Origin of the sequence: Hyphococcus formosus, assembly GCF_046736345.1 — a bacterium.
Lineage (GTDB): Bacteria > Pseudomonadota > Alphaproteobacteria > Caulobacterales > Parvularculaceae > Hyphococcus > Hyphococcus formosus.
The window spans coordinates 799,877-813,561 of sequence record NZ_CP157210.1 but is presented as its reverse complement, the minus strand read 5'-3'; the positions used below and the strand labels follow the sequence as shown (position 1 = coordinate 813,561).

The following is a 13,685-nucleotide window of genomic DNA, read 5'->3' as shown; positions in this document are numbered from 1 at the left end:
CTTCCGCCGTTAACGGAGTTGAAAAAGCGCGCGATCAGGCTCCGAGAAGTGTGCCCCAGAATTGCGCCGCGCCGATTACCAAGATCAATACGCCGAGTCCGACGACGTCACGCAAGCTTTCGTTTTCCATAGCCAACTCCTCTTCTGTTCCGTTTATGTTCTATATTCTCCTTTTGTTCTCATTGCAAGCGCCCTAAAACAAAAAATCAGACGACAGATTCGCAGGAGATGTATTTCACTGTGCGGTTTAGTGAGGGCGAGCCAGCGGGATTCTTTATGTCGAAATTTCCCGAACTTGAATATCCATTTCGAGATGTTCGGCTATTCAAAACCTGGCTTCAGTCAACGTGATTGACGAAACAAGTCAGAGAACAAAGACACCGTTGCGCGACGTTACGATGTAAACATTTCTTTGCGGATTAGTGCGTGCACGCCCCAATTTCCATTGGCGACCTGACTGATACCAAAATCAACGCCAACGGAGATCAACGAAATCGCTTCATCTTCATCGAGGCCCTTAGCTGACATAAGAAAACGCCGAACCTTATGGAAACAATCGCGCATCGCCAAATCGATCGACGATTTTTTATAGATTTCAGACTGCGCGGCATTCCCCAGCTCTTTGAGGTAGTTCGGATAGCTGAAGCCGAATATCACCCATTCATCGCGCGTTTCTAAAAGTGGGTAATCGAGATCCCTGACCTGCCCTTGCATGCCCGACGCGGGATGAAGCACCAATTGCACCATCGCCGTCATGGAACATTCAATGGCGGTCCCGCAAAGCTCGGAGTCCCCTTGCGAGGCGTGTGGGTCACCAAGCGACAGGAGCGCGCCGGGCACGCCGACCGGCAAGAACAGGCTTGAACCCGGTCCAATCCGCCAATTGTCGAGATTGCCGCCGTAATTGGAGGGCGGCACCGAATCCACCAGCTTGCTATTTGGCGGCGCGACACCAATCACGCCGAAATGCGGCCGCACGGGAATTTCGACATTGCTTAAAACGTCATAGTTCTTTTCGATCAAATCATGATCGACCGGAACGCCGGGATAGTCATATCGCTCATGCGCGACACCGGATGGATCGGTTTGCGTCTTCCAGCGGAAATTATAAACCGCATGGGCATTTGACCGCCCATGGGCCCGCTCGATTTCATAGATCGTAACGACTTCGCGCTGGACCGGGTCCGTCAGCATGTCGCCGTAATGATATCCCCAATAGGCGGCGACATTACTGCCGAAACTGCGGCCCATGAAACGCGGGTTGCCGCTCGGGCGCGGGTTTATGTCGAGAATTCGAATTTCAAGAACGTCGCCCACCGCAGCGTCTTGAACCTCAATTGGTCCCGTGCAGATATGAACGCCAAAGCCCTCACCTGCGCCCCTTCCCGCAACCGAGGCATCCATCGGGCCGGCACCGCGACGTTCAATCGCTTTTCTCTCGGGCGTCCACTCAAACACTGCCTCGACGGCGGCGTCCCCTTCGATCATGCGTTCATAATCGTCATAGGCGTGATGGGTCAGCGTTTCGATAGTTACGAAATCGCCGGACCGGACAGATAACGCAGGTTTTAGCGCGCTAGAAAAATACCCCCAATGCACATTCTCAACAGACGCCGGCAAATGATGATGCCGGACAGGATTTTGAACTCCGTCATAGGGGGCTTCACTCTTTTCAGTCTCGCTACCGGGTTTATCCTCTTTATGCGGATCGACTTGTTGATCCTTTGCCGTTGGTGGCCGCCCCCGTTGCGGAACTTCGGCGATTTCCACCTCTTCTGGCGGGGCGCGGCGATAATCACGCGGGCTCATTCCATATTTTTCGCGGAATGAACGGCTAAAGGTCGCCGAATCGTTGAACCCCCATTGAAACAGGATTTCCGAGATTGAACGTTGCGCATGAAGCGGGCTGCGCAAATCGAGCCGGCACCGCTCTAACCGTCGGTTTTTGATATATTGGCTAACGCTGTCGCCCGCAGCCTCGAACAGTTTTTGGAGATAGCGCGTCGAAAGCCCATGCTCCTTTGAAATCATATCCGCATTGAGTTCAGGATCACCAAGCCGCATTTCGATCGAATGGTAGATCCGTTCCAAAAGGGCGGCTTTGGCTCCGGCGGTGCCACCCCGCTCTTTGACGGGCGCATTGTGCATCAATGTCGCGGACATGAAGCTCGGCAGTGCGGTTTCGACGGGGCGAATATGATCGTCCGTCAAATCGACAATTGTTTCAGCGACCGAATCCAAAAGCCCGGCCATCATTCGCCCAATCGGGGTTTCATGGGCAATCGGCGACATATCCTTGTCGAAATTGATCCCCGGCATAAGCGATGAAAACGAAGCTGGCACGAGCACGACCAACATTCGATGCTCGCCATCGGATTGCAGCAAAACCGGAACATCCACGCCGCCATAGATGATGTCGCCCGCATGGACGTCGAACTCGCTCACCTCCGAGCGTGCGGTGACCGTACCGTCCTGAACGAGGATCAGCCAAAAGCTGCCCGTATCATCCTCCAGATTGAGCTGGATCGACTGCGCGGTTGATGCAATTCGGATGAACTGAACATCCTGACTGCTCTTGAAGCTCGCCAATTCCCCATAGAGCAAATTATCGCAACTATGGAGCATGAACGAATAACGCTGTAGCACGAAGCTCCACGCATCGCGCCGCTGCTGCTTGGGATATGCATTCGTTGTGAAAAGCAATTTAACGTCGCCCGATTTTGATACGCATTCGGCTCGGTGCAACTGTGCCGCCATCACCAAACCCGCGCGACGACAAAATTACTATCGACCTTTACAGAAAAAAAGTAACGCACGGATCAGTCGGCAACGTCAACTGATCCGTTCAAAAATCATCTGTAATGGCTGGTTAAATCGTCATGTTTTTAATCCGGGTCTTTAACACTTCCCTTGTTCGGGAAGATTCCGCGATCAATGCGCGCGTGAATTCCCTGCGTGCCGTCGACCACCTGCGTGATGCCGAAATCGGTGGCGACACTCATTAGCGAATAGGCATCATTCGCGCTTAGTCCTTGATGCTCCGTCAGTAGCTCAAGCATGTCGACGGCTGCATTTTTCATCGCCTTATTGAGATCTTCCTGGAACCCGTGGACGATCCAATGATCATCGGTTTCAAGAAGTGGCGACGGAAACGAGAAGTCCTTGCGCAATATGATCTGGAACAGAACATCAAGCGACGCCTCGATTGCTGTTCCGCTGATCTCGCCATCCCCTTGGCTCACATGCGGGTCCCCAATCGAAAATAACCCACCCTCGACCTGCACCGGGTAATACATTGTTGCCCCTGCCCCGATGCGCCAATTGTCTATATTGCCCCCATGTTTGCCCGGCGGAATTGTGCTGACACGCTCATCAACCGCCGGCGCGACCCCTGCCGTCCCCAAATGTGGTCGCGCCGGAATACGCACCCCTGTCAGCGCCTCTTCCTTGTCACATTCCGGGCAGTGGGTAACAGTTCCCGGAATTAGATATTTCCCCTCGAAATCATAAGCATAAAGCGCTTGCGCCGTATTCGCATTGGGATCCAGCTCATAAATCGTGACGCGCTCTTTTTCGTCGAACTCCTGATAGAGATGCCCCCAATTGGCAGCGAGGTTGGAGCCGTAATTACAACGCGGGATCATCTTGAAATACCGAACTTCAAGCATGTCACCCGGCTGCGCATCTTCGACGAAGATTGGCCCGGTCATAATATGAACGCCGGGCGCTCTATCTTCCGGCGCAACCCCTTCCCATATCGCCTTGACCCCTTCGTCCATCATAAGGTCGGGCGCATCACCTGCATGGTGCGTAACCGCTTCGGCCTGTATTAGATCACCGCTTTTAACCCGAAGCGCCGGTTTGATATTCGGGTGGAAATACCCCCAGTGAACTGTTTCCGGTGTCGCTTTTAAATGATGAAGTGCGCCTGGTTTGGTATCGGCGCGTTGTTGTCCCGGTTCGCAAATAAGTGCCACAATTAAATTCCTCAACTACCCGTCCAAGCAGAAACGGAAGCTGGAAATTCTTCTTGATATGTGGCGCACTGAAATTTATGGCGTCAGAAAACGGAAAATTTTTGGGCGGCAGTAATCAAACACAAAGCAATACACCAAGCTAATAGGTAATGAAGATTTATTAGCCGAGACCCAGCGATCAATGGCGGTATTATTTAAAACCCATAATGGCAAGAAGAATTAGATCAAGCATATGAAACGCTTTTTACCGGATACCTTTATTCTATTGATGATCGCGATGGTTATTCTTGCGGTTATCTTTCCCTTCCCTGCCGCAGATGACAGTCCGATCAATCTTACACGGATCATCGCGATTGGTATTTCGCTGGTGTTTTTTCTGCATGGTGCCAATCTGGAGCGAGAAAAGCTGGTTAGCAGCGTTAAAAAATGGCGTGTTCACACCCTGATCCAGGGAATGACCTTTGTTTTGTTCCCGATCATCGGCCTCATTATCTTTTTTGCGACGGGCGAACTATTACCTGACATATTACGCCTCGGCTTCTTTTTCCTTGCAGCGCTTCCCTCGACGATTTCTTCTTCCGTCGCGCTAACGGGCGTTGCGCGGGGTAATGTGCCGGTTGCGGTATTCAACGCTACGCTTTCGGGCCTTATTGGCATGATTATTACGCCCGCATTGATGGGAATTGTCAGCACAACAACAATGGGCGGCCTTTCAATTGGAGACGCCATCGTCGACATCGCCCTGACCTTGCTCGCGCCTTTTGTGCTCGGCCAGTTGATGCGCCCAATAATTGCGCCGATACTTGCGAAACATAAATGGATCTTATCGCGGTTTGATCGCGGCGTTATCTTGATGATTGTGTATGCGTCTTTCGCCAGCTCCGTCCTTGGCGGCGTATGGACACAATTCAGCATTATGCAATTTTTCGTAACTGCAATCATCGTGATGATTTTGCTGTTCGCGGCTATCGCCGTTTCAATCTTTGCCTCACGGCGATTAAACCTATCAACAGAAGATGAAGTTGCGACCGTCTTTTGCGGTTCAACAAAGAGCCTCGCAAATGGGGCCCCAATCGCGCAAATTCTATTTGCCGGCTCACCCTCGCTTGGCCTGATTTTGTTGCCTTTGATGCTCTATCATCAATTGCAATTAATCGTCTGTGCAATGCTCGCCCAGCGTTATGCAGAAAAGCAATCACTGGTTGCCAATCCTGCAGCTGAATAACGTGAAGGCAAATTCAGCTGCGGCCCGGTATCGAAAATTTATGCTGCAATAAGCGTCGCAACGAGATCCTTGGTATTTTCCTCGGCCCGTTTAATTGATGCCTGCAGCCGTTCATCCGCAAACTCATCATATTCTACAGCAATGCGGTAATGGTCGGTAATGCCGATATACGAGAACGGAATCTCTATACCTGTTTCAACATTATTCATATGTTTGAGGCGGTCGTCATAACCAAAATCGCCCCGCGAAGCGATCGTGACGAGTTTTTTGTTCTGCCCCTCAAGGAGCGGCCAATAGGGTTCACCATCGCGTGACCGGTCAAATCCGAAGGTGCGCCCAACCCGAACGACGTTATCGACATAGGCTTTGATTTGCGCTGGCAATCCAAAATTATACATGGGGGCGGCAACGACGATCACATCAGCGGCAATAAGCTCATCCACGAGCTTGTCACTCTCGGCGAGCCGCTGCTGCATCCAGAAAGTGCGTTCTTCCGCAGGCGTAAAGGCGGCATGAACCCAATCCGCATCAACGGGCGATGGCGGCACGGCCCCAACTTCTCGATGTAAAATCAAATCTTCGGGGCGCTGCGAGCGCCATGTTTCCGCGAACAGGTGCGAAATTCGCCGTGTATGCGATCCAAAGCTCGCAATATCTGAACCATAGGTCCGCGCGCTGCCGTCAATGACAAGAACCGTATCCATAGCCAAACTCTCCTAATCTATCGATCTGCGACTGCTGGCTAAGTATGGTTTCATTGCGATAGTACAAATGATATGTATGAGCCTATGGACAAGTATTCCTCATCTATGAATGAGCCGCGATTGCCGCCTTTATCGATGTTTTTGGCGTTCGAAGCCGCATCCCGCCATCTCAGCTTTAAACTTGCCGCCAATGAGCTTGCGCTGTCGCCGGCCGCAATCTCGCACCAAATCAGAAATCTGGAGGCTCAATTAGGCGTCCAGCTATTTGAGCGGCAGGTCCGGCAGGTACAGCTGACCGAAGCTGGCAAAACACTCGCCCATTTTGCCCAAGCGGGGATCAGCGAATTGCGCGATGGCATTGCCGCGCTTGAGCGCCACTCGGCGCGCAATCGGTTTACGATCACCGCAACCTCAACGTTCACAGCGCTTTGGTTGACGCCGCGTCTTGCGAAATTGCGCCAGGAAAACCCATCAATCGCCGTTAGGGTGCTTGCATCAGAAGAGCTAATTAATCTTCATACGTATGAAGCCGATTTTGCATTTCGGATATTCGCAGAAAAACGAGATCAATCGGACCTTGATATTCACTGGCTGGGGCAAGACGAGATGATCCCCGTTGCAAGCCCCACTTTGAACATCAAACCGGGTAGCGATTTTCATTCGCTGCCCTTTATTCATTTCGAATTTAAAAACATCTCAAAACACGACCAGAATTGGGAGAAATGGCTGCGCATTCATAAAATCCGGCGTCGCAAAAACGAGGCCGCGGCCGACATAAGCTTCAGCGATGAGTTTCATGCCTATCAGGCGGCGATTGCCGGACAAGGCGTTGCACTCTTGAGCCGGGCTCTTGTTAAGGACGCGATTGACCGCGGTATTTTGATCAAGCTGTCTGAAAATTCGCTGCCGGGCGGCTTTATGGCGCTTGTGCGCAGAAATGAACCGCCGCGCCAACGCACAGAAAAGGCATTGTGGAATTGGCTTTTAATCGAAGCCCAGACGAATTTGTCGCTCACCCATGACTGATTGATATCTCCTTGTTTTAAAGCTTCTATTTATCCTTGGCCTTTGCTATCCAGAACAACGTCATTCTACGGGGGAAAATGAAATGCGAGACGCAGCATGGCTAAATACGGGGCTTGGCGTTGCCGCATTCGCACTCACGGTTTTCTCTACATTAGCGCTACTGACCGATAAGCCCTATTTCTCGAACGAAATCGCAATCGGCGGGGCCCTCGCCTTTGGTATTTTGATCATTATCATCGCGGCGCTTTATCGGCCCAAACATTCACTGACGGAAATTAAAGCTGATCGGTTGATGCCCTTTGCCGAAAAAGCCGGTGCGCGCGCGGAAGAAATTGTCATCGTCAACCCGCAGAAAAGCGGTGATCTAATTCCATGGATTATCCGCGACGCGGTTGAAAAGAACGTACCGGTATCCGTGCTGGGCGATGCGAAGCTGGTTCACAATTTACTTTCCCATGTCATCCACGAAATGGAAGGCGATCTATATCAATCCACCCGCATATTAAGCGCACCATCGGAAGAGTGCATTGTCTGTTATTTGAATAAAGGCACAAGCGGCATTCAGGCCTTGTTGATGGCGCGGGAATTCAATTATTTATTCCGCATACGGGATTCTTTCGTCGCGTCGCTGGTTCTTGAAATCCTGAAAAAAGAAAAGTCCCTTGGCGAAGGCTCGATCGGACTTACAAATGTCGCCAATCCGACAAAGCTGATTTCGGTCGTTCAGGAAGAACAGGAAAAATACCTTCAGAATTTTCAATCTCTCCAAAAGGGATATATTTCCTTTTATGGAACAGAGGTTCAAAGCGTTCAATCGGGCTGGGTCGAATCTGGTGATTTCAAATCAATCGATACGCTGGACATGACCACAAATCCGAAACGCCTTTTAGAACGGCATAGATATAACGCCGCGAATGAAAGATTCATCAAAAATGGTGGCCGAATTCGCCGGGTTTATATGGTGCGCGCAGACGATTTCGCGAATGAAGAATTCCTCGCGCCCCTTCGCGAGTTATACAAACAGCAAATCAATATCGGGGTGGAGATCGGCCTCCTCATGCTCGATGACCTCCCCCAGCGCTTACGCAAGGATTTCATCCTTTATGACGATGCCATTGTCCTCGTCGAGGACCAACAGGCGAGCGCCGATTATAAATTAGGGCGCAGCACCGCCTATTTCAGTTCCGAAGCGATCACGCAACATCGACGGGATTTTGATTCCGTATGGCAGGGCCAGGTAACGGGACGCCTCCCGGCGGATACAGCGCGCGAATTACTGGGCACCGCTTAAATATTTGACGAACACGTCTGACTGTTCCGTATGAAGCACATTTTCATATCCGTTGCGCTTATAAAACCCTGACGCATGTTCCTTCGGCTCAACCGTCTCATACCCCAAGCTATTGGTGAGGATAATCGCTTTATACCCTAGCGCCGCCGCATGCGCTTCCATCAGGGCAATGATCTTTTTTCCCAAACCCGCATTCCGCCATTCTTTATGAACGAAGATATTGCCGAGCTCGATTATGTCCGGCGCGAAATATTCGAAATAGCTAAAGCCGATCAACGCACCTTTATGAAAAACACCCACAGAAGGAAAATCAGCCAAAAGTTGCCGCACCATCTGCGGCGGATAGGTGTTGGTTCGATAGGTCCGATATAAAGTAAGAATCTTTTCTTCATCACCCGGATGAAGTTTTGTAAATTCAAATTCTTTATCAGCAAGCTTCGACATGATTTTCTTTTATGGCTTTGATCGACACCTAATGTAGGTGCTACCTAGCCCTGTTTCTACGACCAAACCAACATTGGACATACCTTAGCGCAGATCGCCATTATTGGTCGGTTGCAAATACCGGCCACAAATCGAGCGTTCAGAACGAACGGCAATCGCCGTCGCAAAAACCAAAATTTCCGGGGTAAATGGTGCGGTCGAGAAGACTCGAACTTCCACGGGTTGCCCCACAGCGACCTCAACGCTGCGCGTCTACCAATTCCGCCACGACCGCACGTCCTAGCGAGGAGCGGCGGAGATAGCAAAAGCCACCGGCTGTGTGAAGCCCAAAAGTGCAGGAATTCGTGCCGATCGCCACAGGAACCGCAAATCCGCGCGATTACTGGCCGTTTTCTGGCGTTTGCGCCCCTCTCCGAGTTGTTCAAATAGCAAAAGCCCCCTATTTCAGCCTTTTGCAGCGGCTGGAGCCTTCAATCGTGGCCAGAACCTCTACCAATATCGATGCGACACTGGAAAGGCTACGGGCCGATTCGCCGGTCGAATGGGCTGTGTCGAGCGCGCGTATCTCCTATGACGACGCGGTGGCAGCAATGGAAGCCCGCGCTGCGGCGATCCGCAAAGGCGAAGCGAACGAGGTTGTCTGGCTGCTGGAACACCCGCCGCTCTATACGGGCGGGACGAGCGCCAAGCCCGAGGACCTTTTGAACGCAGACCAGTTCCCGGTCTACAAGACGTCACGCGGCGGCGAATATACCTATCACGGGCCTGGCCAGCGGGTTGCCTATGTCATGCTCGATCTCGAAAAACGAGGCAAAGATATTCGCGCCTATGTTTATGGCCTAGAGCAATGGCTGATAGAGGCGCTTGATCGGTTCAATGTCAAAGCCGAGCGCAGAGATGACCGCGTTGGCGTCTGGGTTGACCGGACCGACCCCGGCGGCCCGCAGCGCGAAGACAAAATCGCGGCAATTGGCGTTCGTATTCGCAAATGGGTCAGCTTCCATGGGATCGCACTCAATGTGGAACCTGACCTTTCCCATTTTGGCGGGATCACCCCTTGCGGTATCAGCACACCCGGTTTTGGCGTCACCAGCCTTGTCGACCTCGGCCTGCCTGTGACAATGGACGAAAGCGACGACGCGCTTAAACAAGCTTTCGAGCAATTGTTTGGCCCGACCATACCGGCGAAACCGCCAGCCATTTGATTTCCGATTACGGAATATCTCCGATGACACGATAGAGCCGTACTTTTCCTGGCTCCTGTATCAACTCTTGGTTCGCGCTGCACCTTGAACCCGGTCATTAAGCGGATTTAATGTAATCTTGATGGTGCCATGGCCTTTGTTTTGAAAGACCTTTCCCCACCTGTTATGCTATGAAAATTCTAGTTCAAAGGGAGTTTCGTGATGAAGATTGTCGGTTCTAGCCTTGCGATCAGCACCATTGCAGCCTTAGCACTTGCAACATCGGTTTCGGCGCAAGAACCAGCAGAGGACACGGCAACCCCATCCGAAACAAGTGCCGCAGAAGAGTCCGACGCGTTCGATCCCGATGAGATGGCGGATTCCCTCAATAGCGCCCAACAACTCAAACAGACGGTTACGCTCAAGCGAAGCGTAAATGGTGAAGTCATTGAAACCGATAAGCGCACGGTGACTTTTGACCGGAGCCAACCTTATCGGGAAACCGAAGCTGGCCGGACAACCATCGAAAATCTGCGCATGGCGTTTGATGGTGAAGCGCTGACGCGTACCGAGGCTTTTGAAGAAGCGAAACTCGATTTCGCCATCGCCGATAAAAACCGCAATGGCCAATTATCGGCGCAAGAATTCGCCGATCTTGTCGATAGCTGGCGCAATAATGAAGTACGTCAATCTGGTGCGCCTACGGAAGAAATCGCACGCCAACGGCAATATGATGCCTTTATCGAAGAAATTGATCCCGACGCCGCGCGCGCGCAAACCGAAGCCTTCGCGCTTTCAAAATTTTCGTTCATGGCAGGGGCCGCCGAGACGCTATCCCTGCAAGATTACATCCGGGAATATATGCTCGATTTCGATTCCATGGACGCGAATTCAGATATGATTTTAACCGATGACGAGCTTTTGCGTTTTCGCGCGATCAATCGCGGTGAAACAATCGATCTAGAGTAACGATAGAAAATTCGCGGTCGTCAGGAAGTCGTTGCGTAAAACTTCTTCGCGCGCTTTCGCTTCGTCATCGACGCCCCAACGCTCCTGTTGGAAATGTTCATCAACCCGCGAGGCGTTGAATATCTCTTCCGCGTCTTTAAAGCCCTTCCATAAGGCCATAGCCAGAACTGCTGATCCGGAAATAGCTGTCGCGATTTGAAGTGCAAATAAGCGCTCCGATGGTTCCGCCTCAAGCACCTTTCGCATCGTCGAGAACGTCGCATCCGGCTGGCCAATTGCGACAACGCCGGTGGTCGACACCAACATTGCGCCAAATTCGTTCCGCATAAAATCGATATAAGGTTCCCAACATGCGGCCTGGGCCTTGTTGAGCGCTTCAGGCATATCAGCGCGATAACAAACAAGATCCGATCCGAGATAGCTCAGGATCTCATCGATCCATTCCTTGCGGCCTTTTTTGCCGCCATCAATCGCCGCCGAGAGAATTCCCGTTAGGCGCATGGTTTTGCGGTCAATATGGTCTTTCTGCGCGTCCCATTCGTTCATAACCGCAGCGGCCAGATCGGCATTAGGCGCAGCCAATGCTTTACCGCCGAGCGTTTTCGCCACACGACCATCGAGCAATATTTCAAACCGGCCATCGGTCTCTTGGACCGACACGGTTTCATAAAATCGCTTGGGTTTCGGTTCTTCTGTCTTCACCGGATATCCTCTGGCCATTCGCATTTCGCATTGGCGTCAAATGTGAAAAATATCCATGTCTTTAGCATATGTCCCGTAAGCGGGACTGATAGAGTCATTTTGCGGCCTGTCTTTGGGTGCGGAAAGGTCATCGACCGGCAAAACAAATGAAGGTTGTTTGATACGCCCTCGAGGCTTGATCGCGCGCCACCATATTTGCGATCGCCAATGATAGGCGTGCCGACCGCCGCCGCGTGTACGCGCAATTGGTGGGTTCGCCCGGTAACGGGGCGCATCGCCAGAAAAGCCACGCCGTTGCCGGCATCATCAATCGTTTGATAGTCCGTAATAGCTTTTTTTGCGTCCTCGCCTTCGGCCGGTACGACACGCTCTTCTTCACCCTCGCCCACACGCACCATTCGCTTGGCGATAGGCATATCGATCGTTCCTTCGCGCGGACGCGGAACACCAGCGGTCAATGCCCAATAGGTTTTCTCGATATCATGCCCTTTGAATGCATCGCCCAAGCGCTGTGCGGCCTGACGGGTTTTTGCGAGCAGCAACAACCCGCCGGTGTCTTTATCCAGCCGGTGTACGAGGCGCGGTCGTTCCCCATCTTTTTCAAGCGACGCCAGCATCCCATCGATATGTTGTTTCGTATTCGTACCGCCCTGCACCGCCAATCCAAACGGTTTATTGATAGCCATCATCGCATCATCTTCGAAGACAATCATTTCTCGGATGGCTTTTGCGTCTTCTTGGCGAAATTCCTTTGGCTTGTTGGGGCGCTGCGACAGATGCAGCGGTGGTACACGAACTTCTTCACCTGCTTCCAATCTCCGGTTCGCCTTTACACGGCCACCGGAAACGCGCACTTGCCCCTTTCGGAGGAGTTTCTCAAGATCGCCATGGCGCAGAGCGGGAAAATGCGCTTTGAACCAGCGATCGACCCGCATGCCCGCTTCGTCATCGGTGACTGTTTTGATCTGTACACCACTCATGAAAGTTGCCTTCCGAGCGCCAATCCCCCAAGCAGCCCGCCAATTGATAGAATGACCGACGCGAACAAATATGCGCCCGCTATCATCATCGTGCGGTCTCGGTAAAGCGATACCACATCCAAAGAAAAGGTGGAAAAGGTTGTGAATGCGCCCAAAAGACCGACCGTCAAAAATGCCCGCATGGCCGCACTTTGCGGCTCGCGACTACTCAACCAAACAATGAGCATGCCCATAGCGAAAGACCCAACAACATTAACGCTCAAGGTTCCCCACGGAAAATTCGGGCCCAGATAATGCAGCGATAGGCGCGATACGCCATGGCGCAGCATAGCCCCAATCGCACCGCCTGCGGCCACGGCCAACCAGATAAATCCGTTCATTGTTCTTTCCCTATAAACGGCATGAGGATTAACCCGAAAAGTGATTTATCTTCAATGGATTCAAGCCCAATTTTCATAGCCAAGTCGCGCTCCGCCCGGCTTTTTGAGCGAAACAATCGATCCCAAAAGCTGAATACCGCTGCAAAGTTCGAATTTGTATCCGCTTTCACCGCATGATGGTGTACCCAATGAATCGATGGCGTAACGATAATGCGCGATAAGGCCCGCTCAACCCTATTGGGAAGTTTGACGTTGGAATGATGGAAAAGCGCAGTCACGACCAAGAGGGTTTCGTAAAGGATCACGGTGCCAAGGCTTGGAGCCAAAATCATGATCGGGATCAACCGCAATATCGCCGATAAGACAACCTCACAGAAATGGAACCGGAACGCGCTGGTCGTATCTAAAAACTCATCGAGATGATGAACCTTATGAAGACGCCACATCAAAGGCACGCGGTGATAAAACCGATGCATCCAATAGGTCCAGCAATCGAGCAGGACAAGGTCGATCAAAATGAACAATGCGGCGGCAATGCCGACATTCGCCCATTCAGGCCGTGTCCAGATTAAATTATTGGCTCCATGCGCCGTTAGCGGCGCAATAATAAGCGGCGACATCAAAAATATAATTGCCATCAGGCCAAAATTACGAAACAGCCGCGCGCTACCATCAGGTGCCTTTGCCGCTCTCACCACGCGCTCAATCGCAAAGAGCGCGATGAATACCAGCCCTGTGATATAAATTTTTGCGCTTCCCGACGACAAAAGGAAATCATATGTAGCGGTGATCATCTTATCCGC

The 13,685-nt window shown here is 51.8% G+C and carries 14 protein-coding genes and 1 tRNA gene; 5 read left to right on the top strand and 10 right to left on the bottom strand.

Going from position 1 to position 13,685, the window contains the following annotated elements:
• Positions 1 to 393: 393 nt before the first annotated feature.
• Positions 394 to 2,757, bottom strand: a complete 2,364-nt coding sequence (locus ABFZ83_RS03760) for an acetamidase/formamidase family protein (RefSeq protein ID WP_411818092.1) — start codon at positions 2,755 to 2,757, stop codon at positions 394 to 396.
• A gap of 128 nt (positions 2,758 to 2,885) precedes the next feature.
• Positions 2,886 to 3,977: an acetamidase/formamidase family protein gene (locus tag ABFZ83_RS03755; protein ID WP_411818091.1), complete on the bottom strand. Its 1,092-nt coding sequence runs from the start codon at positions 3,975 to 3,977 to the stop codon at positions 2,886 to 2,888.
• Between the two features lie 232 nt (positions 3,978 to 4,209).
• On the opposite strand from ABFZ83_RS03755, the gene ABFZ83_RS03750 reads away from it, so the two are divergent.
• Positions 4,210 to 5,202 (top strand): bile acid:sodium symporter family protein, encoded by a 993-nt coding sequence (locus ABFZ83_RS03750; protein ID WP_411818090.1) that lies wholly within the window; start codon positions 4,210 to 4,212, stop codon positions 5,200 to 5,202.
• 38 nt (positions 5,203 to 5,240) lie between these two features.
• Here ABFZ83_RS03750 and ABFZ83_RS03745 read toward each other — a convergent pair whose 3' ends face one another.
• A complete protein-coding gene (locus tag ABFZ83_RS03745) occupies positions 5,241 to 5,906 on the bottom strand; it encodes an FMN-dependent NADH-azoreductase (protein WP_411818089.1) in 666 nt (221 codons plus the stop codon).
• 84 nt (positions 5,907 to 5,990) lie between these two features.
• Between ABFZ83_RS03745 and ABFZ83_RS03740 the strand changes: the two genes are divergently transcribed.
• Positions 5,991 to 6,932 (top strand): LysR substrate-binding domain-containing protein, encoded by a 942-nt coding sequence (locus ABFZ83_RS03740; RefSeq protein WP_411818088.1) that lies wholly within the window; start codon positions 5,991 to 5,993, stop codon positions 6,930 to 6,932.
• Between the two features lie 82 nt (positions 6,933 to 7,014).
• Entirely contained in the window at positions 7,015 to 8,223 is a 1,209-nt protein-coding gene (locus tag ABFZ83_RS03735; RefSeq protein WP_411818087.1) for a hypothetical protein, read from the top strand.
• On the opposite strand, the gene ABFZ83_RS03730 is transcribed toward ABFZ83_RS03735, so the two are convergent.
• From ABFZ83_RS03730 to ABFZ83_RS03720, 3 genes are all read right to left on the bottom strand, one after another.
• Positions 8,206 to 8,667 (bottom strand): GNAT family N-acetyltransferase, encoded by a 462-nt coding sequence (locus ABFZ83_RS03730; protein ID WP_411818086.1) that lies wholly within the window; start codon positions 8,665 to 8,667, stop codon positions 8,206 to 8,208. The genes ABFZ83_RS03735 and ABFZ83_RS03730 overlap by 18 nt on opposite strands.
• An 84-nt stretch (positions 8,668 to 8,751) precedes the next feature.
• Positions 8,752 to 8,886: a hypothetical protein gene (locus ABFZ83_RS03725; RefSeq protein ID WP_411818085.1), complete on the bottom strand. Its 135-nt coding sequence runs from the start codon at positions 8,884 to 8,886 to the stop codon at positions 8,752 to 8,754.
• Positions 8,857 to 8,941: transfer RNA gene (locus tag ABFZ83_RS03720), tRNA-Leu, on the bottom strand. The genes ABFZ83_RS03725 and ABFZ83_RS03720 overlap by 30 nt, the downstream gene beginning before the upstream one ends.
• A 202-nt stretch (positions 8,942 to 9,143) precedes the next feature.
• On the opposite strand from ABFZ83_RS03720, the gene lipB reads away from it, so the two are divergent.
• Positions 9,144 to 9,872: a lipoyl(octanoyl) transferase LipB gene (gene lipB / locus ABFZ83_RS03715; protein WP_411818084.1), complete on the top strand. Its 729-nt coding sequence runs from the start codon at positions 9,144 to 9,146 to the stop codon at positions 9,870 to 9,872.
• Positions 9,873 to 10,070: 198 nt separating this feature from the next.
• On the top strand, positions 10,071 to 10,820 hold the full coding sequence (locus ABFZ83_RS03710; RefSeq protein WP_411818083.1) for a hypothetical protein: 750 nt from the start codon (positions 10,071 to 10,073) through the stop codon (positions 10,818 to 10,820).
• Here the strand turns inward: ABFZ83_RS03710 and ABFZ83_RS03705 are convergent.
• Genes ABFZ83_RS03705 through ABFZ83_RS03690 form a run of 4 tightly spaced genes read right to left on the bottom strand, consistent with a single transcriptional unit; the run spans position 10,812 to position 13,676 of the window.
• Positions 10,812 to 11,522 carry an ATP12 family chaperone protein gene (locus ABFZ83_RS03705; RefSeq protein ID WP_411818082.1) on the bottom strand — a complete coding sequence of 237 codons (711 nt, stop codon included), beginning with the start codon at positions 11,520 to 11,522 and terminating at the stop codon, positions 10,812 to 10,814. The two genes, ABFZ83_RS03710 and ABFZ83_RS03705, sit on opposite strands and share 9 nt — an antisense overlap.
• The gene (locus ABFZ83_RS03700; protein WP_411818081.1) at positions 11,519 to 12,502 is read right to left on the bottom strand and encodes an RluA family pseudouridine synthase; all 984 of its coding nucleotides are present in this window, start codon (positions 12,500 to 12,502) and stop codon (positions 11,519 to 11,521) included. The genes ABFZ83_RS03705 and ABFZ83_RS03700 overlap by 4 nt, the downstream gene beginning before the upstream one ends.
• A complete protein-coding gene (gene crcB / locus ABFZ83_RS03695) occupies positions 12,499 to 12,882 on the bottom strand; it encodes a fluoride efflux transporter CrcB (protein ID WP_411818080.1) in 384 nt (127 codons plus the stop codon). Before crcB ends, ABFZ83_RS03700 begins: the two co-directional genes overlap by 4 nt.
• Positions 12,879 to 13,676 (bottom strand): sterol desaturase family protein, encoded by a 798-nt coding sequence (locus ABFZ83_RS03690; RefSeq protein ID WP_411818079.1) that lies wholly within the window; start codon positions 13,674 to 13,676, stop codon positions 12,879 to 12,881. Before ABFZ83_RS03690 ends, crcB begins: the two co-directional genes overlap by 4 nt.
• Positions 13,677 to 13,685 lie beyond the last annotated feature (9 nt).